Here is a 22,970-nt window from a genome sequence, read left to right as displayed (position 1 = left end):
TTCAGCGGCGGCGCCGTGGAACGGAGGCAGCGTGCTCAGGCCGCCTGCGCCGCCTTGGCGTTGCCGCCCCCCTTGGCGAGCAGGGTCAGCTTTTCGTCGGTGGCCTTTTCCTCCTCCAGCGTTTCCAGCAGCAGCGGCAGGGCCTGCTTGTAACCCAGCTGCTTGGCCAAGGCCGCGATCGTGCCGTAGGAAGCAATTTCGTAATGCTCGACCTTCTGCGCGCCGCCAATCAGCGCAGCATCGCGCACCGGCCCTTTGTCGATGGCATCGATTACTTCCTTGCCTTCTTCCACCAGACCTTCCATGGCCGCGCACTTGATGCGCTTCAGGCGGATGCCCAGCACGTCCACCACCTGATCGATGCGCTCGATCTGGCCTTGGGTTTCCTCCAGATGCGTTTCGAAGGCCGCGGCCAGGTCGGGGTTCTCCGCCGCGCGGGCCAAGCGGGGCAGCGCCTTGGTCAGCTGCTTCTCGGCGCTGTAGATATCAGAGAGTTCGTGGATGAACAGGTCTTCTGCGGTCTTGATCGCCACGGGTGCGCTCCATCGTTGAGTGAGTGGCCAGCCTAGAAGGCCGACGGACAAACCGGTTCAAAGACCCAGTGAAGAAGCCATCCAGACTCTGCGCTTACCTCATCGCATGGGCTTAGCAACTACGTTAGCCCATCTCGCATTGAACACGCCCGTAGAGTCGAGCTTGCTCGACTGACCGCCTCTCGGCACACCCATCCCATTCTGGGCATTGGCAGCGTTCGCCCTTGCTTCACACAAACATCGCCCATCCCTTCACGCATGCGTCGCCCGGGCACCATGCCGCCGCCGATACGGGGTTCACCAACACGAAAGCGAGTGGAGCCATGGCGGAATTGAAAGAGAACCTGTTGGACTGGCTGCGCGATGCACATGCAATGGAGCAGCAGGCAGAGACAATGCTCAAGGGGCAGGCGTCCCGCATCGAGCACTATCCGGTCCTGAAGGCGCGCATTGAAGAACACGTTGAAGAGACGATCGGCCAGCGGGAACTGCTGGAGCGCTGTATCAAGCGCTTGGGCGGATCACCGTCCACTCTCAAGGACGTGATGGGCAAGATGACTGCGTGCGGATCGCGGGTATCAAAGCGGCCGTAGCGATGACTGGCGCAAGACCAAGCAGCTTGCCAGCGACGAATTCGCGGTGGTTGGTTACACAGCCCCAGAGGCAGCCGCAGCGGCTTTGGCTCGTTGCTGCTGGCCAAGCCAGACCCGACCCATGGTTGGCTCTACGTCGGGCGGGTGGGTACCGGATTTTCCGACACGCTGATCAAGGCGATCAGCAGAAAGATCCAGGGTGGGGGAACAACGCCCACGGCTCACGTCCCCGCCGAGGACACGGATCTGCGCACTGCGAAGTGGTTCGCACCGCGGTTCGTGGTGGAAGTGTTCTATCGGGGAAAAGGGGGCCAGCAGCTCCTGCGTCAAGCATCGCTGAAGGCCGTCCGGGCCGACAAGGACGTGGACGATCTGATCGACCCTGATCATGCCACCCAGGGAAATGACCCGCGCGGAAAGCGGTCGCGCGCGGCGCTTGCGGACTACAGCGCCGTAGCGTCCGAGGCCAGTCGTGCGCCCCCCCAGGCTGTCGTCTCCCAGCAAGGTGTTGTTCCCTGGCGACGGTTACACCAAGCAGGAGGTCTGGGACTATTATTCGGCAGTCATGGATCATCTGCTGCCCGAGGTGATCGACCGGCCCCTGTCGATCATTCGCTGCCCGGCCGGCGCGGGCAAACCCTGCTTCTTCCAGAAGCACCACACCGCTCGCCTGGAACGGGTGGACGCGGTCAAGTTGAAGGAGGAGCGCGGCATCCACGCCCACTACCTGGTGGTTCGCGATGCCGCCAGCGTTCTGGAACTGGTCCAGTTCAACGCGCTGGAGTTTCATCCCTGGGGCAGCCACGCCGAGGAGCCCGACTGGGCCGACCGGATGGTGTTCGACCTGGATCCGGGCCCGGACGTGCCCTTTGCTGAAATCAAAAGGGTCGCCACGGATATACGGAAACTTCTGGCCCAGCTGGAGCTGGAGTCGTTCCTGCGCGTGTCAGGCGGCAAAGGCCTGCACGTGGTAGTACCCCTCAATCCCGGCTGCGATTGGAGTCTGACAAAGCGCTTTGCCAAGGGCTTTGCACACGCGCTGGCGCAGTCGCAGCCACAACGGTTCCTGGCCACCGCCACAGAATCCCTGCGGAACAGGCGCATCTTTGTCGACTCCCTGCGCAACGGTCGGGGTGCCACGGCAGTGGCTTCGTATTCGCTGCGGGGCAGGGCTGGCGCACCGGTCGCCATGCCGCTGGCATGGAGCGACCTGGGCAAGCTGAGGCGCGCCGATGCATTCACGATCAAGAATGTGCCGGCCAAGCTGAAACGACGCCGCAGGGATCCTTGGGAAGGAATTGATGCCTTACGCCAGAACCTGGCCCGATGGGCTCGGGACGAGTGATGTTCCGAAGGCTGATGCTGACTGGTTAAGCCGGCGCAGTATCGTGGACGACCCGGCAGGCGATAGCCTGATGCCTGGTGAGGGAAGTCGGCAAGGATCGATGCGGTGTAGAGAGGATGGACAGTTGGACGCATTGTGCAGCGCCCTGGACGGGTTGCAGACAGAAGCCGAGCTTGCAGCGTTGACCGCCGAGAAGGGACTTCAGTGTGTCCCTTCGATTGAGGGGCCGTTGCGGATCTGGAAAGGTCGCTCGAAGGGAGCCGTCGTGGAGATCGCCATTGCGCCGTCTTCCTGCGCCCCTGGGAGGTGGGAGCTGCGCGTCCTGGTGACGTCCGGCCCGCGGGTTGAACATGTGCGGCGACGGCCGTGGAAGGTCTGACTGCCACACCGCAGAAAGCGCCCGCACGCCTTGCGGCCTGCGGGCGCTTGTGGGAAGGCCTCACATTGCGCAGCTGGCTGCGTTACGACTGTACTTCAGCGCGGAAGGCGATTTCGATCAGCTGTTCGGGGAAGGCGAGCGCGGAAACCCCGATCAGATTGCTGGCAACCTGTGGAATCCCCTGGCCGTAGACCGCGGGCCTGACCTTCCCACTGGCGGCAAAGGCAGCGGGCACATCAATGACGAACAGGGTTTCCTCCACCACATCCGCCAGCGATCCGCCCAGCTCAGCCAACAAGATCTGCGCGTTCTCATAGGTGCGCTTCATCTGCGCTTCCATGGTGTCGAAGTTGGCAGGCTTTCCATCTTCACCCAGCGCGGCCGGCGCAACCAGCTGCCCCTCCGGGGTGTGTGACAACTGACCCGATACAAAGATCGATTTGTTCACGCGTACCGCCTGTACATAGCCATAGGCCGATTCCCACGGCACGCCAAAGCTGGCCGTCTTGCGGTTGGATGTGCTCACTGCAGGTTCCTCTCCAAAGGTGAAGACCCCAGTGTGCCGCTAGGCGTGGCTGCCGGCCTGCCCCAAATGGGTAGGGCAGGCGGCAATCCCTACCGATCCTGCCTCAGCCACGCCACCAGCGCCGCAAACGCAGGCGAGGGCTGCCGGCGGTTGGGGTAGTACAGGTGGTAACCGGGGAAAGGAATCCACCACTTGTCCAGCGCGGCCACCAGCCTTCCCTGCGCGATGTGCTCGGCCACCATCGGCTCTGGCGCGTACGCCAGGCCCAGCCCGTCCAGTGCGGCATTGATGACGTGGATCATGCTGTTGAAGACCAGGGGTCCGTCGCCGCGCACGGTGAACTCTTTGCCCTTTTCCTCGAACTCCCAGGCATAGATGACACCGTTGGGCCGATGCCGGATATGCACGCAACGCTGCCGGGTGATGTCGGCAGGCTTGCGCGGCTTGGGATGTTTCCTGAAGTACTCCGGCGACCCGACCACCACCAGGCGCCAATCCGGCCCGACCCTGACAGCGATCATGTCCTTGCTCAGCGCCTCACCCAGCCTTATGCCTGCATCGAAGCGCTGCTCCACCACATTGGTGAAGCCGTAATCGACGTAGAACTCAAGTGTGATGTCCGGGTACTCGGCAAGGAACCCGGCAAGCCGCGGGCGGATGACGGTCTCCATCGAATCATCCGTACAGGAGATCCGCAGCGTTCCGGCCGGGCGGTCGCGCAGATCGCCCAGCGCTTCCACGCTGGCGCCGATGGTCTCGAAGTGCGGCGCAATGGAGCGCATCAGGCGCTCGCCGGCTTCGGTGGGGGAGACGTTGCGCGTGGTCCGCGCCAGCAGGCGGATGCCCAGCCGCTCTTCCAGCAGCCGCATGGAATCCCTCAGCGCCGAGGGTGTGACCCCGAGGCGAACGGCCGCCTTGGTGAAACTCTGCTCCTGCGCCACCACCAGGAACGCCTGCAGATCATGGGTCTTTACGGACCTGCGCACCCACCTCTTCGGCGACATCTTCGAGCGCGACAATCTGGACTAGAAGAGCCGCGAGCTGGGAACCGTCAGCATGCTGGCCGCCATGTCGGGGGTGGAATCCCAGTTGATGTCCCACATTGGCATCAGCATGAACACTGGCCTGCGGCGCGAGCAGCTGCCCAGGCTGGCCGACGTCCTCGAAGCCCGCGTCAGCCGGAAGGCGGTCGAACGTGTTCGCGCCGCCGTCCACCCGTAGATCCGAGCTTGCTCGACTGAACCACCTACCGAAGCGCAGCATCAAACAGCGATCGGGCCTCCTCGATCGCTGCCCGGTGCGTACCTGCCTTATCCGCCTTCACCTCACATAACGCTCCTACGACGTTACGCCCCAGTTCTGTGCACTCCGCCAGAAAATCGTAGTGCCCCACCAGGGACAGCACCTGCACTCGCGCGTTGTCATTCGCCTCGGCAATCACCTTGCTGTTCGTGGCCGGCGAGGCAATCGCATCAGCCTCTCCTACCACCACCGATAGCGGCGCGTGCAGCTGCGCGAGCTCAGCCGGTTCGAACGCCTGCACCATCGCCGGCGCCATCAGGAACACCGCACGAACGCCGGGAATACGGCGGTCCGCACCCGACTTGGCCACCCACGGCGTCAGTTCCGGAGTTGCGGCCGCGGCCATCCGCCGCTCAAAGGTCAGCTCCGGGTTCTCCGCCTGTGGCAGGCAGACCCCATCCTTCGGCGACGCCTTGCAGTACGCGGCCAGCCTGGACATGTCCGGCCGCGCGCCGGCCGCCACCAGCGCGGTGAACCCGCCGGCAGAGTAACCCACCAGGCCCACCCGCCCGGCGTCCAGATGCGGCGCCAGCGTAGGGTCGGCCTGCACCGCCGCCCAGGCCACGGCAAGGTCATCGGCGCGGTTCCACATCAGAATGCTGCCGGCCTCGGTCATCGCGTCCACGCCGTTGTTGCCGGGGTGGTCAACCGCCACCACCACGTAGCCCGCGCGCGCCAAGGCCGTGCCGAACCAGCCCATCATTCGGGCACTGCCGCCATTGCCGTGCGACAGCAGCAGCACCGGCCAGCGGCCCGGCCTTGCGGGGGCATCGACGGCGGAAGTTCCGGCCACGAACAGAACCTCACCCGGCGGACCGATGGCCAGCGGCTGATCTTCAACACCGGGTTGCGCTGGATACCATACGGTATACCGCACGGCGTCGCTGTGCCCGGCATCGCGCACTGCAGCGCTGGGGGTGTGCGCCACGCCGTGGGTCTCGCCCACCGCGGGTGATGGCGCCGACGCCCAAGCCTGCGGGGCGAACAAGCACGACAGCAGAAGGCAGGCGTAGGGCAGGGCTCGCACGGAAGAAGTTCCATGGTTCATGTCGGGTCGGACAGCGGCAGCCAGATTTCCACGCCGCCGTTGCCGGTGCGGTCATCGAAGCGGGCGTCGTAGCGTTCGAAGTCCGGGGCGTCGGCCAGGCTCAGGCCGGAGCGGGGCAGGTAGTCGTTCAACAGCCAGTACCAGGTGGAGCGGATGGCCGAAATGTGCCCCGCATGCCACGCCACCAGGTAGTCGCGGGCCGGGATGGAAACGGCCTGCCAGGCCGAAGGCAGCGCGGCGGTCGCGCCGATCTCCATGCCGGCGATGTAGTCGAAAGCACCCTCGCCATCACGATTGCAGCAGACCCCGAAGGCGATGTCCTTGCCCAGTTCGTGGGTCAGCGCCAGCTGCTGCCATTGCGACGGAATGGACGCCACGGTCGCCGCGGTATGACGGGCGCAGACACCGGCCACCCGTAGCGGGCCCTGCCGGCGGCGTACCGGCTCCACCGCGCAGGGCAGGGGTGGGGCGTCGAGCTTGATCGCATCCACCAGCGCCAGGCCATGCAGGCCCTTGCGGCGCACCTGTTCCGGCGGCAGCTGGAACTGCTCGGTGAAGGCATGGGTAAAGGCCGCATGCGAGGCGTAGCCAGCCGCCAGGGCGACATCCAGGATGGGCGCATTGCCCGCAGCCAGGGTGCGGGCCGCTTCGGTCAGCCGGCGCGCGCGCAGGTAGCGCGCCATCGACGTGCCGGTGCTGACCTGGAACAGCCGGGAGAGGTGGAACGGTGAGAGGTCGACCGCCTCGGCAATCTGCGCCAGCGAGGGGTTCTCGGCAAAGTGGCTTTCGATGTACCACAATGCCTTGCGTGCCGCTCCCATGGCGCCTGTTCCGTGTCGGTGACTGGGTGGAAGCGTAGCGCAGGGCGGGGGAGGTCGTTTGCGGAATCTTGCTATGGGTGCGGATGCTTACGCCAACCGCTTGCTCATCAATACCGGCTCGCGCCCCAGTAGAGTCGAGCTTGCTCGACTGGGCCGCCGACACCCCATCCGACGCACCCAGATCGTTGCTTTGGTCAAGCTGTATGCGCGTAGCCGCGCAAAGAAGCGCGCGCAGGCGCGGCAGGAGGCAGTCCCGCCGCGCCGCGCAAGCGGTTACTTCGGCATCAGAACAGTATCCACCACGTGCACCACACCGTTGGACTGCTTTACGTCTGCCGTGGTTACCGATGCCTTGCCGCCCTTGGCATCGATCACCCACACCTTGCCGTCCTGCAGCTTCACGGTCAGCGGCTCACCCTGCACCGTCTTCAGCGTGCTGCTGCCACCGTTACCGCGCGCGGCCGCGGTCAGCTGCGCGGCCGTATAGGTGCCCGATACCACGTGATAGGTCAGCACCTTGGTCAGCTTGGCCTTGTTTTCCGGCTTCAGCAGCGTGTCGACCGTGCCGGCGGGCAGCTTTTCAAACGCCTGGTTGGTGGGCGCAAATACGGTGAACGGACCCTTGCCGCTGAGGGTTTCCACCAGGCCGGCGGCCTTTACCGCAGCTACCAGCGTGCTGAGGTCCTTGGCGGTGGACGCGTTTTCCACGATCGTCTTGTTCGCATACATCGGCACGCCTCCCACCATCGGGTTATCGGCGGCGAACGCGGTGGGTACCGCACAGGCAACTGCAATACCGGCGGCAATGGCAAGACGCTGAATCTGGGTACGCATGTGTGTGTCCTCGCTTGCAGAGGCCATCAGGCCCCTGGATGGGTGCAGGCAATCCTGCGGATCACGCGCCAGAGCGAACAGCCCTGGTGCGTTGTCCACCTGCCTACGTGCCAGTAGCCGAGGTTGGATGCGCCCAACATGAGCTATCTTCTGAATGGTTCAACCACATTGGCATAGCGTGACGAATGGGCGCGGCTCTTCACGGACTGCCGTGCCTCGACCGCGAGCATGCGCGCGGTGCGTGGCCGGAGCGTTCATCCGGCATATCGGCTCAGGTAGCATGAAGCAGAGGGGCGCTCTCTGGTCGATGTGTTCAGAGGAACCTCGACAAATCTTGTCTCCACAATCAGGTCACGCCGGAAATATGAAGAAGATGATGTCTATTTCGGTATACGGTGAGCCGGGAAACAACGCGACCGTGCATTTTCCTGGCCGCAGGAATCCTGCAGTTGCGATGCAGTCAGACACTCTGCAGGGGCTGATTGCCGATCTGAAGCACGCAAGACAGTCGTTGGCCAACGGCAATAGTGCTGAGGCCATGGATGAGCTGGGTGGTGTACTCGAGCGCTTGATGGAGATGCACACAGGCATGATCAATGACGTGCGCCGGGAAGGTGGCCCTGACGGAACCGATTGGCCTGCTGCGTAGGGAAGGGACGGATATCCCAGCGCCGCTTGTTATGGACGTATCCGCCGTGCAAGAAATGACATCCGCATCGCACCCTCCAGGCCTTATCCATGCCGAATAGCTTCCGGGCAGAGATATTTCTCAGCGTCAGCCGTGCACTGATCGGCGAAGTGTTTCCTTCACTTGTGGCGGTATGTGCCCTCGTGACGGGGCCGGACAATTTCACTCTGCACTTTTTCCTGGATCGGGACGTTGACGATCATCTTGAAGATGCTATCTCCTGCATTGAAACCGAGGTGATTGCAGACTTCGCTCGGCAAATCAACATAGAGGCCGAGATCCGAACCGCACAGCGTCCGCAGCTTCCTGAAGAAGACGCATTCTGGATCTTCCATAGAAAGCTGGAATGATTCGTCGCGCCATGAGTAGAGTCGAGCTTGCTCGACTAATCCCCTCAGCACCCCATCACCAGAACCGATTCCGCTCCACCAACGCTCACAACACCGAACGCAGGGTGCGGTACCAGTCAATCAACCGGCCACCAGATGGCGGCGCACACCGCTCATTCCTGGGCACCACGGGCCCGGCCCGCCACCACGGCCGGGCTCGCCCATCGGGAACGCTGACACCCTCAATCTGGTTGAACGCCATCAGCTGCTGCAGATCCAGGTACAGCGCCTCAGTTTCAGGCGCACGCTGGAGAGCGTCTGCCGGCAGACGCAGCGCGACCGTCGGTTTTGTGCGCTCCACCCGCAGCACGGGAAAGCCTTTGCAGCGCACCTGGAAAGAGCGCGCAACGGCATCCGCCGGGTAGATCGTGAAGCCCGTTGCTCGGCGCTCGGAAGCAAATCCGTGCGCACTGCCATAGAGCTTCTCGAACTCCGCGAATCCCACCTTCGGATAGACCCACGTCTCTTCGGCTGCGCTCTGCGGCCAGGGCAACAAGGCAATAGCGGCCAGCCCGGCGATGACCATCAGGCCAGACGAGACGAACGACCTCACTTACGAACCTACGCCGAGCGGCCGCACGCGTTCCTGAATGAAGACATTGAGCGCCAGGCAGGCCATGGCCAGGCCTTCCATTACGCGGTCGCCCACGTCCTGGTCGGGGTCTCCGTTCTGGCGGGCGCGCTCGGCGGCCAGCAGCAATTCCTGCACCACGCGCTGGCCAGCCAGGGCGCAATCGCCGTCGGCCAGCGCAATCTGTCGGCTGCGTAGCGGGTGGCGTTCGGGCCAGGGTTGGCCATCGGCGGCGGCACCAGCACCGATGTTGCGCAGCAACTGCGTAAGGGTGTTGGGGTCTGGTGCAGGATCGGCTGCCGGCGGTTCCTGGATGGAATGCGGGGCAGGGGAGTAGGGTGCGGTCATGGCGGGCTCCTTGCGTGCAGGCAGAAGCCGCCACCGATAAAGGTGGCGGACGATGCGTGGCTCGAAAATCCGGTGTGCAACTAAGCCCGGGCGGGCACGAAGCCCCCACGCACCGCCCGCCATAGCCGGCAGACGGATTGCCAGCCGACACCACGCGCAGGTGGTGCCGACTGGCAAGCGTAAACATCAGTTGCACAACCGGGATTTTCGAGACCCCGACCACCCGTTTTCGGTGGCCCGGCAAGGAATACGCCCGGTTGCGCTCAATGCCAAGGCAGTAGGGCCGATGCCGTCACTGCTTTCAACATTTTCAGAATCGTTGCAAATTTCGCGGCATTGCTGATGCCTTGGCACACAAGGCTTCCGGCGGCATTGGCGGTTCAGGCGAGTGCGTTGTCGCGAACCGACTGCAGCGACCTCGGGCAGGGCAGATGCGACATGCCGATGCTCTCGGCGAGCGGCGGTTATCGGGCCTTCATCGCCACCTTGGTCCGCTCTAGCCACGCGGCATTGTGGCTGCGCGCGTGGCGCGACCAGTGCTTGGCGTCGTCCAGGATGCTGTCGAACAAGCTGCGGGCCTGATCCCGATCGGCCGGCTGCGGCTGTGCCATCAACCATTCGGCATACAGGCAACGTGCGGCGGCATCGTTCCCGCAGTCCACTGCGCGCTCGAATGCCGCGCGGGCGTCGGGCGACTGGGTTTCGGCCAGTGCCTGCGCGTAGAGCAGGGTCTGCACCGGCTTGCGGCGGGTATCCGGGTGGCGGGCGAACAGGCCGTCCAGCGTCTCCACGGCCAGCGCGGCGTGGCCGGAATCCAGGCGAGCGCGGGCCAGGCCGGTCAGGATGTAAGGATCGTCGCCCAGCGGCGAGCTGGCGGCGTGCTCCAGCAGGTCTCGGGCTTCCTCGGCCTGGCCAGCATCGAGCAGCGTCATGCCCAGACGAACCCGGTTCTGCACGGTGGGCGTGCGCGCCAGCTCGGCCCGCGCGTTGCGCAGATCCTGGCCGGGGTTCACCAGCTGCTTGGCAGAGCGGATGGCCTGCCGGGCCCCGCGAGAGTGGCGGGCTTCCGGAAAGTAGATCGCCAGGAAGCAGACGACGCTGCCGAGTAGCGGGAATGAGAAGAGCAGGAGGAGCCAGTAGAGGCTCTGGCCTGAGCGGATGGCGTGGACTGCGAAGAAGATGGCGGCCAGTACGTGGAGTCCGATTCCGATATAGGGCATGTGGGTGCCTGGTCCTTGTGGGGGCAGGCACTATAGTGGGAGTGGGGTGGGGCGCCAATGGGGTGGTGATCGGGCGTGACGCGTCACGTTAATAGGACTGATTCCCGTCGCATGACTCAATGGCCTCCTGCGTCGGCAGGAAAATAGCGCTTGCCCAGCCGCAGCGCGACATGCACCAACAGAATCAGCACCGGCACTTCCACCAAGGGGCCGATAACCGCGGCGAAGGCGACCGGCGAGGCCAGGCCAAACGCGGCGATGGCAACGGCAATGGCCAGCTCGAAGTTGTTGCCTGCTGCAGTGAAAGCGATTGCGGTCGTGCGCGGGTAGTCCTTGGCAATGAACCTGCCCATGAAGAAGCTCAGCACGAACTGGATAATGAAATAGAGCGTGAGCGGGATCGCGATGCGCACTGCATCCATCGGGATGCGCAGCACGTCGCCGCCTTTCAGGCTGAACATGGCAACGATCGTGAACAACAGCGCCGCCAGCGTGATGGGACTGATCGCCGGCAGGAACGTCTCTTCATACCAACGCACGCCCTTGCGCGCCTTGAGCAAACGGCGGGTAACGAACCCTGCCAGGAAGGGGATGCCCAGATAGATCAGCACCGCCTCGGCAATGGTCCAGAAACTGACGTCGATCACGCTGCCCTGCAGCCCGAACACCGGCGGCAGCCACGACAGGAAGAACCACGCATACACACTGAACAGCGCGATCTGGAAGATCGAATTGAATGCCACCAGGCCCGCCACATACTGCCCATCGCCGCGGGCGAGCTGGTTCCAGACCAGCACCATGGCAATGCAGCGTGCCAACCCCATCAGAATCAGGCCGGTCATGTATTCGGGGTAGTCGCGCAGGAACAGCACCGCCAGGCCGAACATCAGGAACGGGCCGAAGATCCAGTTCTGCACCAGCGACAGCATAAGTACACGCTTGTCGGCGAACACCTTGGGTAGCTCTTCGTACTTCACCTTGGCCAGCGGCGGATACATCATCAGGATCAGGCCAATGGCAATCGGGATGTTCGTCGATCCAATCGACAGGCTGTGGAGCGCGCTGGGCACGCCTTCGAACATCGCGCCCACGCCGACGCCCAAGGCCATTGCCAGGAAAATCCAGAGCGTAAGGTGCCGGTCCAGGAAGGACAGGCGGGGCGTATCAGTCGTCATGGCAGGTCTCGCAGGGAGCGGTTAGTCGATCTGTGCGATCTCGAAGGGGCGAAACGTCAGCAACCCGCAGGGCGGTCGCAGGCCTGATCGCCAGCGCAGCAGTTTTCGGTCAGGTAGGCCACCAGCGCGCTCATCGCCTGGAACTCGGCCCGGTAGCAGATGGTGCGACCGCGCTGCTCGGCGGTGGCCAGGCCAGCGGCCAGCAGCTCCTTCAGGTGGAAGGAGAGGGTGGCGCCGGGAAGGGAAAGCGACTGTGCGATGTCACCGGCCAGCTTGCCGCCACTTCCGGCCTGGACCAGGAGGCGGAAGATGGAAAGCCGGGTGGTGTGGCCCAGGGCTGCCAAGGCATGGGTTGCAGTCTTATGTTCCATGTTTCTAGAATAGTCGAATCGAATCCGCCGGACAACCCGCATGCAGCAGCTTCCCAATGTCGTCCCTGGCGCCTTGAGCCCTCCGGCTGCCGAAAAGCTGAGCGCGCCGAATGCATCGCCACACCGGCCCCGCATCCTGATCCTGTACGGCTCCCTGCGCCCGCAGTCCTTCAGCCGCAAGCTGGCGCTGGAGGCGCAGCGGTTGTTGGAGCACTTGGGTGCAGAGACCCGACTGTTCGATCCGCACGACCTGCCGATGCTCGACTCCGTGCCCGCCTCGCACCCCAAGGTGCAGGAGCTGCGCCAGGCCTCGCTGTGGTCTGAAGGGCACGTGTGGGTCAGCCCGGAACGCCACGGCACCCTGACGGCAGTGTTCAAGAACCAGATCGACTGGCTGCCGTTGGAGGAGGGGAGCGTGCGCCCGACCCAAGGTCGCACACTGGCGGTGATGCAGGTCTGCGGAGGCTCCCAGTCCTTCAACGTGGTCAACGCGCTACGCGTTCTTGGTCGCTGGATGCGGATGGTGACGATTCCAAATCAGTCCTCGGTGGCCAAGGCCTGGCAGGAGTTCGATGACGAAGGGCGCATGAAACCGTCTGCGTACTACGATCGCGTCGTGGATGTGATGGAAGAGCTGGTCAAGTTCACCCTGCTGGTGCGTGGTCGCAGTGACTACCTGGTTGACCGCTACAGCGAGCGAAAGGGCGCAGTCGAAGCGGACGCGCTTGCCGCCGCGGCCGGCGTGGTCGAGGCCACGCTGAACGAAAAGGAGAGCGCATGAACGCTGTCATCTACCACAACCCAAAGTGCGGCACGTCGCGAAACACCTTGGCGTTGATTCGTCACGCCGGCATTGAGCCTGAGGTGATTGAGTACCTGGCCAACCCACCCAGCCGAGCGCAGCTGGTCGCGCTGATTGCCGCGGCCGGATTGGATGTTCGCGGCGCGATTCGACAGAAGGGCACGCCGTATCTGGAGCTGGGGCTGGACGATCCCGCGCTGAGCGAGAGCGCACTGCTGGATGCCATGCTGGCCAATCCTGTTCTCATCAATCGGCCCTTCGTGCAGACGGACATGGGCACGCGCCTGTGCCGACCGTCCGAGGTGGTTCTGGATATCCTGCCGGCGGTGCGAGAGCCCTTTACCAAGGAAGATGGCGAAGTGGTGATTGATCAAGATGGCAGGCGCCTCCGTTGACATCGGGCAGTTCTAGAGCATTGCGACCGCCCTCGGTGCATTCGTGGAATGCGGCCTCAAGATGTCGAGATGTCGACCGATCTAGGCCTTTCTACTTTCAGAAGTATGCGCGAATGGGAAAGAGGAAGGCGGCGACGCATCGGCCAAAGAGTGAACCCGCAAGAAATCGAGGCGACAACGCCAGCATCTCAATCGCAGTGAATGCCAGGGATGATGCCTTCCAAAAAGAATTGAGGGACTTCTTGGAGTTGATGAAAGGCCTGACGCTTGGTCTTGCAATCGCTGGAGCAGCGTTCATCGTCATGCGCAGTCCCCTTCCCACGGCCGCGCTCTGGACCGGCCAGACTTCCGTAGACACTCATGAGCCGCTTTGCGCGTAGCGCCTTTCAAACTCTACAGGGGCTAGGCCGCCAGCGGAACCATGCCGGCGGACCGGGTTGTAGAACATCTCGATGTAATTAAACACGTCAGAGTGTGCTTCGTCCCGGGTTGGGTAGATCCGTCGCTTGATCCGCTCCTTCTTGAGCGCACTGAAGAAGCTCTCAGCCACCGCATTGTCGTTGCAGTTTCCTCGCCGGCTCATGCTCGGAACTATGCCGTGCTGCTTCAGCAGCGATAGCCAATCGCTGCTTGTGAACTGACTGCCCTGGTCGGAGTGAATGATCAAGCCCGGACCGGGCTTCCGCTTCCAGATCGCCGATACGAGCGCCCCCAGCACAAGATCGGTGGTCATCTGAGACTGTGTCGCCCAGCCAACCACTTGCCGTGAATAAAGGTCGACGATCACTGCCAGGAACAGCCAGCCTTCATACGTGCGGATGTACGTGATGTCGGTGACCCACACCTTGTTGAGCCCAGAGGGTGAGAAGTCACGATTGACGACGTTTTCAACCACTCCGGGTGGTCCGCCTCGATGCCGCGGCTTCCTTCCGTAGCCAATCTCCGCCCGTATGCCTTCTGCCCTCATCAGGCGTCGAACACGGTGGCGACTGCAGCGCTCGCCACTCTCCCGAAGTTCACGCGTGATCTTGCGGTAGCCATAGACCGTACCGCTCGCCAGCCACGCGTGCTTGATGAGGCCCCGAAGGCGATCATCTTCACGACGCCGCGGCCCGTCTGGATTGCCCGCCCATGCGTAGTACCCGCTGCGGTTAACACCAAGGACTCGACACATTGCGGTCAGCCTGAATTGCTCCAGATGCTCACGCATGAACGCGTACTTCGCCGTTATCCCTTGGCGAAGTACGCCGCGGCTTTTTTTAGTATGTCGCGCTCCTCGGTCAGGCGTTTGACCTCGGCCTTCAAGCGCCGGACCTCGGCTGAATCCTTGGACGATGGGAGCATAGCCCCCTCGGGTGTGCCCGCCAGCGCCTTGCCTTTGGCCTTACGGAGCCATTGGTACAGGCTATGGGAAGAGACCCCAAGCCGCTTGGCAACCTCCGCGACAGCGAAGCCCCTTTCGGTCACCTGCTTGACCGCCTCGGCCTTGAACTCATCCGTGTACTGCTTGCTCGCCATAGACACCTCTCTCGTTACCATTGATTATGGCTCTGAGTTGTCTACGAAATCCTGGCCGGTCCAGAATGCCGGCATGGAGGTATGAGTTCAGTCCTCCATACACGTTTTCCCGGACCCTACCCAGAAGTTGCGACGCTCCCCGCGGACCTGACGTCTCGAGCTTTTTGAGCATCTCTTGAACGCCAGGAAGCTTTTTGGCTTCCTGTTGACTATGTAGACTCAGGGGGCTCAGCAACCGTTCTAGGTCTTGGGGGCTCGCGGCATGAAACACCCAAGTCGCACGAACCAGCGCCTCATATTGTGGCCGGACCAGAGAAATTGCCGACTGCGGCAGGGTGCAGATCAGGGCTTGGACGGCCGAGGCGTGGTCTAGCGACATTTGGCACAATGCCATCGCGGCTCTGCATCGAGGATCCGACCCGGCGGCCACATCTCCCCAGGCACCTCGGATTTCGCTCAACAGTTCTGCCGAGCTCGAAAGCGTTGATGCTAATCCTTCGCCCGCCAGTTCAGACACGAAGCCCCCTCTAAAGGATGATCCAGCCTCAAGAATACAGAGTCCACTGGCTCACCCGTCAGAGAGAACGTCCGCAAAAGCTAGCCGATACGCGCCGCCTTAGGGGTGACGATCTGACTCGGCTCTTGGCCGAGACGAAACGCCACGACGTACAGGCAAGTAGCGCTCATTGGCAGACCCGAACCCATCCGGAGGGCCACCCCCCGTTGACCGTAAGTCAACGACACGCCTAACACCCTCAGCGTGTCGATGTGCCGCTGCAGGTCGTCGTAGATCTCAAGCTTATCGGTTTCAGAGTACAGGTCGTGGCACTCGCGATACTCTCGGTAGTAGTCGACGAGCGAAGCAAACTCGGCTGCCGCCTCGCGCGGTAGCTCGATGGCTGGCTCGGACAGGTCCATCTCGCAGGAGGTGACCAAGCTGGCCAGCTGGCGGCCCGTAGTCAGGGGCGTCACAGCCAGGGTGACGTGGTCACGCTCGAACTGCTCTTGCGCTGCCTTCAGCTCCTCGTCCGTAGGCAATGAGAAGGGCTTGTTAAGCGCATCGATGTCATTGAGCTCAAAGGCACGGGCCAAGGCGCGACGGGTGTCGAAACTGGCCGAATCGCCCTGTTCAACCCGCTGAACAGTCCGCACGTTAAGGCCCGAGATCTCCGCCAGCTGCTCTTGCGACCAATGGCGCATTTGGCGGAACTGACGGATGCAGGCGCCAACCTCATCAGGCGTCAACAGCCGGGGCGGGTTCGCGGTAGTCATGGAAGGTCACTCCGTCAGGGTAGGTAACCCAGAGTAAGAGGGCGGCGGGCTTGGCAACACGACAGTGACACGACAGGTGTCCGACAGGGAGTTAAATGTCCAGATGCTTATCGGGACAGAATTTGCCCTCCTTTTCAGGAAACTGCCGAACGCGAGGCCACATACGCTAATCGGGCAGCCTGAGGAGTGCGCCGCAAGCCATCCATTGCCGCCACGCTGGCTCGCGCCTATGCGCAGACCTCGGATGCATGGGGCAGGGTGCCAAGATCATGGATAAGCCTGGATTTACTGACCAAACGAACACAACGCAGCATCTCGACTGGATACAGATCAAGTCGAACCATTACGTCAGAGCCAAAATCGATGTACACCGGCTTGGTCGCATTCAGCCAAGTGGTATGCGGCCTCATCCAACAGAAATTGCGATAACCGACGTCGGCCGCTTCGAACTTGGCGCGATCATCTACAAAAAAATAGACGCGATGCATGCTGCTGTTGGGCGAGCGCTTTCGGTCCTCCACAACTTCTGAAAGCTTGTGGTACATCCCTTGCGTGGTTCCGCGATGTGTCCGATGGGCGATGGGAAACCACCGGCAGTCCTGGGCCCAGGGTAGGGAGGGATCGGGGAGTATGTGGTGGATGGTGAAGTTCTTCTGGAACCGCCTGCCGTCAATGATCCACACGAGGTTTTGATAGAAGTCCTCGCGTGACTGGCGCTCTGCATCCGTCATCGCAGAATGCTGCACCTCCACGTAAATGCCACTGGGCGTCTTGACATCCGCCCGATGAATCTCGCCATCTGGCGCAACATGATTGATCTCATGGCACTCGACGGGCCAATGGGCCTTCCACTCCCGATGCCACTCTGTCTCATTCTCCCACCACGGATCACAGTTTCGCCGTCCGGCGTGGGCCCAGTGGTGGATGAGCTTTTCGCCACATCTGGCAATCATCGCCGCGCCACATGTGGGACAAGTGCCCCTGAGCCCGACGCTCGGAAGCGTCCGCTGCCCTTGTACCAATGCGATTTCCATTCCCTGATCGCCTCCTACCCAAGCTTCGCCTAGTGTACGGATGAGGCAAGAATATCTGCAATGAACACGCCGTCGGACTCTTGCCGATTCCGGCTGAAACCAATGACTCAGGGTTTGAACTGCGCCCAATTACTCTGGCTGGACCTGCGTCGGCGAATCGCCTTCCAGCAATCGGGCAGCCGGGTTGATTTCTGCCGCGCCCGCATTGTAATAGCCAATCACGCTCACGACCGACCGATGATCGGTCATGGCCATGATCGCCGGAAGTGCGATGCCTTGACGAGCGCCCTCGGTGACGAAACCAGAACGCAGGCTGTGCCCGCCATAGTCACCGGCCAAGCCTGCGGCCTTAGCCCGATTCTGGATGATCGTGGCCACGGACTTTGGCGAGAGTGCGCCGCCGACCCGGCCGTGCGCCAACTGGCGGAAGAGGGGGCCTTGTTGGATACCGGCAGCATGCAGCCAAGCACGCAGCGCCTGAGCGGGCTCGCCAATGATCGGCTTGTCAGGTGAGCCGCCCGTTTTCACGCCATCTTGGAGGGTCTTGCCCACATCCAAGCGGTACAGGTAACCATCCTCAATATGAGTCAGGTTCTCAACCCGGGCACTGGCAGTCTCGCTTCGTCGACGCCCCCCGCTAGCGAACGAGAAAAAGAGCAGGGCACGGTCGCGCATGCCTACAAGGTCTTCATCGCAGGTCTTGATCATGGCCCTAAGTTCGTGCGCGGTAATGGCCGTCTTCTTGCTAGGTCGCTCGCCACGCTTATGCGCCGCGCGCCGAGCTTTGGCCAACAGCTGGCGAACTTCTGTGGTGTCACATGGGTTGGACACCTTGAGCAACTGGTGAGCACTGGAGAGGACCGCCACGCGATGCACGATGGTCGGCAGCTTCAACGGCCCCGGACGTTGCTTGAGCTTGGACGCCACCAGCGCGGCATCCAGGGCCGGCGGCAGCTCCCAGACCAGCGTCTCACCGGAACGCCGGGCCAAATGGTCGACGATGAACTGGATTACGCACGACGGAGGCAGCGGCATCTCGATTGGCTGACCGTAACGCCCCACGTGCCAGCCCGCCCAGTAGCGCAGTGCGGTGGCGTAACTGCGGGTCGTGTTGGCCGACGCCGCTTCAGCGAACACCTCGCGTACGGCGTCCTAGCCAAGTCCACTTGGGCATGGATCAATCAACGCCTGTAGTTCAGATGCAACAAGGCGTGGTGTCACTTTGGCACCACGTCTGCGAGAAACCCAACTAGCTAGCGCCGGATAAGAGCCCTTTCATTGGCAATGCTCCATGTTGGCTGCGTTGCGCTGATGGAAGGACCATCTTCGTTGCACCGGCCAATCATCGCGCCGAAGTGCCTGGGACTACCCGACAACCGTTCACCTACTTGAGTTTCTTTGAATCTTTCATCGATTCTGCACTCAGACATCCACTCATCAGCAGTTGTGGGTGCATCCAGTTCGCTGCATACCGTTGGGAGTGCACCACCTTGCGATGGCGAGATACGCACTCCGTCGCTAAGCCTTCTTGTTGTCCAATCAACCAAGTCCAACGAAGCGTGCTAGGCTCGATTTCCATGATTCCTTGCGATGACTGGTTGAGCTCTTGATCGTTGCGATAGGGTGTTGGCTTCCGGGCTCCGATCGCCATGCACGAGCGCTCTTTGCACCATTGGCAATGTGCCAGAAAAGCTGCATAGGTTAGGCAATGCACCAAGTTCGCTGCAGGCTGTTGTGGATGCACCCGGTTCGCTGCAGATCATTGGCGATGACCGCCTCGGGTGCATGAAATGCTTCAAGTTGCTGCAGGAAGCACCCCAACTACGCTGCGCTCAACACATCCTTGTCTGAGGGCCGCTTTCAATCCTGGGTGGCGGCGGGAACCCGAGGCGAGTCTAGCGGGAATTGGGGAGGTCTAGAGGCTGTTCCGTACCAACATGCCATTGCGCATAATGTATATTATGTTACGAAAGGATATGCCCATACCGCCCGAGCCCTACAGCCGCTCAATCCGCTCCACATAGATCACATCCTCCTTGATCTCCCACCAGATCACGTCGTCCATCCGTGGCCGGAACTGCATGGATCCCGCAATCATCACGCGTTTCCCGAACCAGCGCAGACTGCGCCTCAAAACATGCGTGGGAAGTGCCAGGACCGCCCGGGTAAACCTCCAGCGTGCCGGTGACTTCCATCATGGCGTCGGCCACGGCCGGTTCTGGTTCGGGTTCTGCGGCTGAAACGAATCCCACAGCCCACGCCGTGGTGACCAATCCCAAGACCCAGGCCAGGCTGCAGAGCAATCGATTCGAAGGTGGCACGGTCCAGTTCCTGGGTTGCACATGGCCGGCCCAGACTCTACGCCGGCATCACTGCGCCTGGAACTGGAATGGGGTCGGAGCCTTTCGCGTTGCGAAACGATCCGACCCAATAGCGGGCAGGGGTTCCCTCCCCGGCCCACCCTGCCCCCTTGGTCAGTAGTCGTAGCTCACGCTGACCCGCAGCGATCGCGGCGCCTGCCGCACGGTGGCGGCACCGTACAGCGGGTCTGGCTGGCCGGGGTCCAGTTCCGAGTACGGCGATTTCCACAGCGCGGTCTGGCTGTTGAATACGTTGAACACGTCCAGATTGAAGCCCAGTCGACCCTCTGCAGCCGCTGGGCGGTAGGATACGCCCAGATCAAGCTGCTTCAACCACGGCAGGCGGCCCTGGCTGCCGGGAGGCGCCGGCTGGCCGTTGTAGAAGTGGTAGGCAATGCCGTAGCCGGACGGATCCTCGAAGTTCGGGCCGTAGGAGCCCAGCGCACTGAACGGCGTGCCCGACAGCGCCTTGATGTTCGCCGACACCAGCCATTCCGGGGTGATCTGGTAGTAACCGTGCAGCTTGATCTGATGGGTGTGGTCGTTGCTCTGCGGGCCGTTGGTGTGCTCCATCAACTGCGCGTAATCCCACGCTTGTGTGGTGGATACAGCGGTCTGGCCGATGCCGGACAGCAACTGGCCTTCAGTGGTGCCATAGCTGCGCGACCAGGTGTAATCGGCGCGGGCGTACCAGCGGCCATCGAACGGACGTTCCAGCGACAGGTTCACCGCGTAGTAATTGCGCTTGAAACGCGGGAAGCCCATCTCCGCGTTGCTGAGCGGCACGGACACGTAATTGCCGCTGGTATCGACCAGGTTGAAGGTGTTCGCCCGGCCCGGATTGATCAGCCAGCAGCTGACCGGATTGCTGTCCTTGGTCACGTTGTAGCCCAGGCTGCTGGCCTTGCCCAGTACGGCGTCGATATCGCAGTAGTCATCCACGCCGCTGCGCAGCACGCGGTACGTGGCCTTGGCGCCGTACACCCAGTTCTGGCCCAGTGCCTTGCTGAAGCCCAGGATGAACTCATCCTGGTAGGACGGTTCAATGCCCGAGGTCGCCACGGTCCTTGCATCCGGCAGCAGGCCGTAATTGTTGTTGGACGACACTGCGCCAGAGAACTGGGTCAGATCGGTCGGGTAGCCATTGCTGTCGATGCCGCCGTAGGTGTAGTACGTCGACGTTGCAAGGGTGGCGCCGGCGGCATTGAAGGCAGGGTTCAGTGGCAGCGCCAGGTAGTAGCGGCCCACGTTGCCAAACACCTTGAAGCGTCCGTCCCCGCCCACGTCCCAGCTGAAGCCCAGGCGCGGCGCCCACTGCCCGCTGGTCTGCTTTATGTACGCGTCGCCATCGCGGTTGAAATTGGTGAACTGGTCCAGGCGCAGGCCCAGGTTCAACAGCAGGCGATCAGTCACCTGCCAATTGTCCTCAATGTACTGCGCCCGCTGCGAGGCGCGCACCGAGGCCAGCGCACTGTAGATGTACTGGCGCACGTAATAGCCATCTTCGCCATTGCGGATACCGCTCGTGGCCGGCACGCCCAGGCCCGTATTGATCGCTACGTTCGGGTTGGACTGGCCGTAGATCCAGTAGTAACCATCGGCCGACGCCACCGAGCCACGGTTCAGTGCGCGGGCATTCTGGTTATCGATGCCCACGGTGATGCTGTGGTTGCCCCAGACATAGTTCGCGTCCAGCCGCAGATTGTTGCTGCGGTTGCCACGGGCCGGATTCACCAGCAGCGACGTGGTCTGCGCATTGGTGATCGGCGTTCCGCCGGTGATCGCCGGATTCTGCAGCGAGGCGCTGTTGATGTAAGTCAGGCTGCCGTCGTAGGCCGGATTGCCGATGTAGTCATCGGTCTTCATCTCGCCGTACTGCGCGCTCACCGTCAGGCGGTCGGTCAGGTAGCCGGTGTACTTGGCTGTCCACAGGTCGCCACCGGTCTTGGTGGTGTCTTCCTTGCCGCGCCGCTCGCCCCGGCTCAGCGTGTCGTAGTCATAGGCGAAGATGTCGCCGCGGAACACGTTGCGGCTGGACGCACCGGTCAGTTCAAGCAGGTGGTTGTCGGTGATGTTCCAGTCCAGCTTGGCGTACCAGCGCGGCCGGTTGTACTCATACTTCGAATAGGAATTGGTGGCTTCGACGTTCTTTACATCGGTGCCCTCGCGGCGCTCCAGTTCATAGGAGCCGAAGAAGAACAGCCGGTCTTCAATCAGCGGGACGCCGGCATAGACGCTCTGCGTGGTCACCCACTCGCGGTCCTTGCTTTCCGGGGCGTACAGCGCGCCGTCACCCGGGTAGCGCACGTCGTCCTTGTCCAAGCGCGCCGAGGCCGGCTCCCAGGTCACCTGGCCGCCGAAGTGCCAGTCGTTGGTGCCGCGCTTTCCGACGGCGTTGATCACCCCACCATCGGAACGGCCGTACTTGGCACTGTAGCCGCCGGTGTAGATCTCCTGCTGGTCGATGCTGCCGTACGGCAGTGTCAGGCCGCCCAGGCCGCGCAAGGGGTCTGTCGTGTTGAAGCCGTTGATGTAGTACGCGTTCTCGGCCGCCGACGAACCGCCGAAGCTGACCAGCTGTGCGCCGGTCGGGCCGGCATAGCTGCCGTTGCCGCTGTTGCCGATCACCCCGGGCGCCAGCTGGGCGATGGCCTCGGCCGAGCGCCCCAGCGGCAGACGCTGCAGTTGCTCGGCGGTGATGACCGTGCGCGAATCCACGCTGCTGACATCGATCGCCGCGGCAGCACGATCAGCGCTGACCTGCACGCCATCCAGCCGGGTGATGCTGGCGAAAGACACTTCGGTGCTGGCACCGACGGTCAGTGCCACATCCTGGCGCGACTCCAGCACCTTGCCATCGGCATCGCGCGCTTCCACCGTGTAGCGGCCCAGCGGCAGTTGGCTGACGCTGAAGCGTCCGCGTGCATCGACCGCCACCTCGCGGCTGAGGCCGGTGTCACTGCGAACGAAGATGCGTTGCGTGGACGGTGGCGCCTGGCCGGCAATGGCACCTGTGGTGGACTGCGCATGCAGCGCGGGAGACGCGGTGGCAAGCGCCACTGCCAACGCCAGCAGACGCGGGCGCAGCGAAGAACGAACTGTCGTCATCGTGTATCGGTACGGGTAGTGGGGGAAGCGCTGTCGATGCGCCGCAAGCGACGCGCCAGACATTGCACATTCATTAACCCCGCTCGCGCCCCAATGCAGAAATGCCGAGTCGTTATCTGCTGCTTGCCGATGGCGATAGGGCGCCCTCCCCCTCCCCGCAAGCGCCCCGCTCGCCCGTGACGCGTCACGTTAATTGCGCCGCGCGCCATGCGCGTACGTCCATGACGCGTACGGCGCGAAATAAGAATAATCGTAAAAATCGAACGAATTCGATGCCTGCGCCGATCACAGCGCCAGAATGGGCCCCACGCCCCACCGGCGACGATCACCCTCAGCGC

Annotated in this window: 21 protein-coding genes and 2 pseudogenes; 7 read left to right on the top strand and 16 right to left on the bottom strand. The window is 62.7% G+C overall.

Features of this window, described 5'->3' with window-relative positions:
• Positions 1-35 precede the first annotated feature (35 nt).
• Positions 36-533 (bottom strand): DUF892 family protein, encoded by a 498-nt coding sequence (locus RTY46_RS15315; protein WP_108753124.1) that lies wholly within the window; start codon positions 531-533, stop codon positions 36-38.
• A gap of 323 nt (positions 534-856) precedes the next feature.
• On the opposite strand from RTY46_RS15315, the pseudogene RTY46_RS15310 reads away from it, so the two are divergent.
• A pseudogene (locus tag RTY46_RS15310) lies at positions 857-1,090 on the top strand (DUF892 family protein); the annotation flags it as partial.
• Between the two features lie 4 nt (positions 1,091-1,094).
• Positions 1,095-2,471 (top strand): annotated as a pseudogene (gene ligD, locus RTY46_RS15305) (DNA ligase D); the annotation flags it as partial.
• Between the two features lie 461 nt (positions 2,472-2,932).
• On the opposite strand, the gene RTY46_RS15300 reads toward ligD, so the two are convergent.
• Both RTY46_RS15300 and RTY46_RS15295 read right to left on the bottom strand, forming a co-directional pair.
• Entirely contained in the window at positions 2,933-3,376 is a 444-nt protein-coding gene (locus RTY46_RS15300) for a Rid family hydrolase (RefSeq protein ID WP_312709427.1), read from the bottom strand.
• An 89-nt stretch (positions 3,377-3,465) separates the two neighbouring features.
• Complete coding sequence (locus RTY46_RS15295; protein WP_312709468.1) at positions 3,466-4,380, bottom strand: LysR family transcriptional regulator; 915 nt, start codon at positions 4,378-4,380, stop codon at positions 3,466-3,468.
• 52 nt (positions 4,381-4,432) lie between these two features.
• On the opposite strand from RTY46_RS15295, the gene RTY46_RS15290 reads away from it, so the two are divergent.
• Positions 4,433-4,597, top strand: coding sequence for a hypothetical protein (locus RTY46_RS15290; protein WP_312709425.1), 165 nt, complete (start codon positions 4,433-4,435; stop codon positions 4,595-4,597).
• A 25-nt stretch (positions 4,598-4,622) separates the two neighbouring features.
• Here RTY46_RS15290 and RTY46_RS15285 read toward each other — a convergent pair whose 3' ends face one another.
• The 3 genes from RTY46_RS15285 to RTY46_RS15275 form a co-directional block, all read right to left on the bottom strand.
• On the bottom strand, positions 4,623-5,705 hold the full coding sequence (locus tag RTY46_RS15285; protein WP_312709423.1) for an alpha/beta fold hydrolase: 1,083 nt from the start codon (positions 5,703-5,705) through the stop codon (positions 4,623-4,625).
• 17 nt (positions 5,706-5,722) lie between these two features.
• Positions 5,723-6,547 (bottom strand): AraC family transcriptional regulator, encoded by an 825-nt coding sequence (locus RTY46_RS15280; protein ID WP_312709421.1) that lies wholly within the window; start codon positions 6,545-6,547, stop codon positions 5,723-5,725.
• A 273-nt stretch (positions 6,548-6,820) separates the two neighbouring features.
• The gene (locus tag RTY46_RS15275; protein WP_108753113.1) at positions 6,821-7,381 is read right to left on the bottom strand and encodes a fasciclin domain-containing protein; all 561 of its coding nucleotides are present in this window, start codon (positions 7,379-7,381) and stop codon (positions 6,821-6,823) included.
• Positions 7,382-7,745: 364 nt separating this feature from the next.
• Between RTY46_RS15275 and RTY46_RS15270 the strand changes: the two genes are divergently transcribed.
• Complete coding sequence (locus RTY46_RS15270) at positions 7,746-8,030, top strand: hypothetical protein (protein ID WP_312709420.1); 285 nt, start codon at positions 7,746-7,748, stop codon at positions 8,028-8,030.
• An 89-nt stretch (positions 8,031-8,119) separates the two neighbouring features.
• Positions 8,120-8,419 (top strand): hypothetical protein, encoded by a 300-nt coding sequence (locus tag RTY46_RS15265; protein ID WP_312709419.1) that lies wholly within the window; start codon positions 8,120-8,122, stop codon positions 8,417-8,419.
• 85 nt (positions 8,420-8,504) lie between these two features.
• Here the strand turns inward: RTY46_RS15265 and RTY46_RS15260 are convergent, their stop codons facing one another.
• From RTY46_RS15260 to RTY46_RS15240, 5 genes are all read right to left on the bottom strand, one after another.
• On the bottom strand, positions 8,505-9,011 hold the full coding sequence (locus RTY46_RS15260) for a hypothetical protein (RefSeq protein ID WP_312709417.1): 507 nt from the start codon (positions 9,009-9,011) through the stop codon (positions 8,505-8,507).
• Positions 9,012-9,377, bottom strand: a complete 366-nt coding sequence (locus RTY46_RS15255; RefSeq protein WP_312709415.1) for a hypothetical protein — start codon at positions 9,375-9,377, stop codon at positions 9,012-9,014.
• 464 nt (positions 9,378-9,841) lie between these two features.
• Positions 9,842-10,597: a tetratricopeptide repeat protein gene (locus RTY46_RS15250; RefSeq protein ID WP_312709412.1), complete on the bottom strand. Its 756-nt coding sequence runs from the start codon at positions 10,595-10,597 to the stop codon at positions 9,842-9,844.
• Between the two features lie 116 nt (positions 10,598-10,713).
• Positions 10,714-11,772 carry an ACR3 family arsenite efflux transporter gene (gene arsB / locus RTY46_RS15245; RefSeq protein WP_312709410.1) on the bottom strand — a complete coding sequence of 353 codons (1,059 nt, stop codon included), beginning with the start codon at positions 11,770-11,772 and terminating at the stop codon, positions 10,714-10,716.
• A gap of 56 nt (positions 11,773-11,828) precedes the next feature.
• Positions 11,829-12,143: a metalloregulator ArsR/SmtB family transcription factor gene (locus RTY46_RS15240; RefSeq protein WP_312709408.1), complete on the bottom strand. Its 315-nt coding sequence runs from the start codon at positions 12,141-12,143 to the stop codon at positions 11,829-11,831.
• Between the two features lie 40 nt (positions 12,144-12,183).
• Here RTY46_RS15240 and arsH point away from each other — a divergent pair, with 40 nt between their 5' ends.
• Together arsH and arsC are read left to right on the top strand one after the other, a co-directional pair.
• The gene (gene arsH, locus RTY46_RS15235) at positions 12,184-12,924 is read left to right on the top strand and encodes an arsenical resistance protein ArsH (RefSeq protein WP_312709406.1); all 741 of its coding nucleotides are present in this window, start codon (positions 12,184-12,186) and stop codon (positions 12,922-12,924) included.
• A complete protein-coding gene (gene arsC / locus RTY46_RS15230) occupies positions 12,921-13,340 on the top strand; it encodes an arsenate reductase (glutaredoxin) (protein ID WP_312709405.1) in 420 nt (139 codons plus the stop codon). Before arsH ends, arsC begins: the two co-directional genes overlap by 4 nt.
• A gap of 358 nt (positions 13,341-13,698) precedes the next feature.
• Here the strand turns inward: arsC and RTY46_RS15225 are convergent.
• From RTY46_RS15225 to RTY46_RS15205, 5 genes are all read right to left on the bottom strand, one after another.
• Positions 13,699-14,858 (bottom strand): IS3 family transposase gene (locus RTY46_RS15225; RefSeq protein WP_312709404.1). Its coding sequence is split into 2 segments (ribosomal slippage): positions 13,699-14,603 and positions 14,603-14,858, totalling 1,161 coding nucleotides; the frame shifts between segments, so codons are not numbered across the junction.
• A gap of 597 nt (positions 14,859-15,455) precedes the next feature.
• Positions 15,456-16,130: a helix-turn-helix transcriptional regulator gene (locus tag RTY46_RS15220; protein ID WP_312709402.1), complete on the bottom strand. Its 675-nt coding sequence runs from the start codon at positions 16,128-16,130 to the stop codon at positions 15,456-15,458.
• A gap of 227 nt (positions 16,131-16,357) precedes the next feature.
• Positions 16,358-17,164, bottom strand: a complete 807-nt coding sequence (locus RTY46_RS15215; RefSeq protein ID WP_312709400.1) for a competence protein CoiA family protein — start codon at positions 17,162-17,164, stop codon at positions 16,358-16,360.
• A gap of 129 nt (positions 17,165-17,293) precedes the next feature.
• Complete coding sequence (locus RTY46_RS15210; RefSeq protein ID WP_312709399.1) at positions 17,294-18,301, bottom strand: site-specific integrase; 1,008 nt, start codon at positions 18,299-18,301, stop codon at positions 17,294-17,296.
• A gap of 1,337 nt (positions 18,302-19,638) precedes the next feature.
• A complete protein-coding gene (locus tag RTY46_RS15205; RefSeq protein ID WP_312709397.1) occupies positions 19,639-22,632 on the bottom strand; it encodes a TonB-dependent receptor in 2,994 nt (997 codons plus the stop codon).
• Positions 22,633-22,970: the final 338 nt, after the last annotated feature.

This window comes from Stenotrophomonas sp. (assembly GCF_032056425.1).
GTDB lineage: Bacteria > Pseudomonadota > Gammaproteobacteria > Xanthomonadales > Xanthomonadaceae > Stenotrophomonas.
Note: the sequence above shows the minus strand (reverse complement) of the source record. Positions and strands in the feature narration are given on the sequence as shown.

Bases quoted from the DNA above. Each gene is read 5' to 3' on its own strand.
- RTY46_RS15295 (WP_312709468.1), bottom strand. From the start codon at position 4,380: ATGTCGCCGAAGAGGTGGGTGCGCAGGTCCGTAAAGACCCATGATCTG.
- RTY46_RS15290 (WP_312709425.1), top strand. From the start codon at position 4,433: ATGCTGGCCGCCATGTCGGGGGTGGAATCCCAGTTGATGTCCCACATT.
- RTY46_RS15280 (WP_312709421.1), bottom strand. From the start codon at position 6,547: ATGGGAGCGGCACGCAAGGCATTGTGGTACATCGAAAGCCACTTTGCC.
- RTY46_RS15275 (WP_108753113.1), bottom strand. From the start codon at position 7,381: ATGCGTACCCAGATTCAGCGTCTTGCCATTGCCGCCGGTATTGCAGTT.
- RTY46_RS15270 (WP_312709420.1), top strand. From the start codon at position 7,746: ATGAAGAAGATGATGTCTATTTCGGTATACGGTGAGCCGGGAAACAAC.
- RTY46_RS15265 (WP_312709419.1), top strand. From the start codon at position 8,120: ATGCCGAATAGCTTCCGGGCAGAGATATTTCTCAGCGTCAGCCGTGCA.
- RTY46_RS15255 (WP_312709415.1), bottom strand. From the start codon at position 9,377: ATGACCGCACCCTACTCCCCTGCCCCGCATTCCATCCAGGAACCGCCG.
- RTY46_RS15250 (WP_312709412.1), bottom strand. From the start codon at position 10,597: ATGCCCTATATCGGAATCGGACTCCACGTACTGGCCGCCATCTTCTTC.
- arsB (WP_312709410.1), bottom strand. From the start codon at position 11,772: ATGACGACTGATACGCCCCGCCTGTCCTTCCTGGACCGGCACCTTACG.
- RTY46_RS15240 (WP_312709408.1), bottom strand. From the start codon at position 12,143: ATGGAACATAAGACTGCAACCCATGCCTTGGCAGCCCTGGGCCACACC.
- arsH (WP_312709406.1), top strand. From the start codon at position 12,184: ATGCAGCAGCTTCCCAATGTCGTCCCTGGCGCCTTGAGCCCTCCGGCT.
- arsC (WP_312709405.1), top strand. From the start codon at position 12,921: ATGAACGCTGTCATCTACCACAACCCAAAGTGCGGCACGTCGCGAAAC.
- RTY46_RS15220 (WP_312709402.1), bottom strand. From the start codon at position 16,130: ATGACTACCGCGAACCCGCCCCGGCTGTTGACGCCTGATGAGGTTGGC.
- RTY46_RS15215 (WP_312709400.1), bottom strand. From the start codon at position 17,164: ATGGAAATCGCATTGGTACAAGGGCAGCGGACGCTTCCGAGCGTCGGG.
- RTY46_RS15205 (WP_312709397.1), bottom strand. From the start codon at position 22,632: ATGACGACAGTTCGTTCTTCGCTGCGCCCGCGTCTGCTGGCGTTGGCA.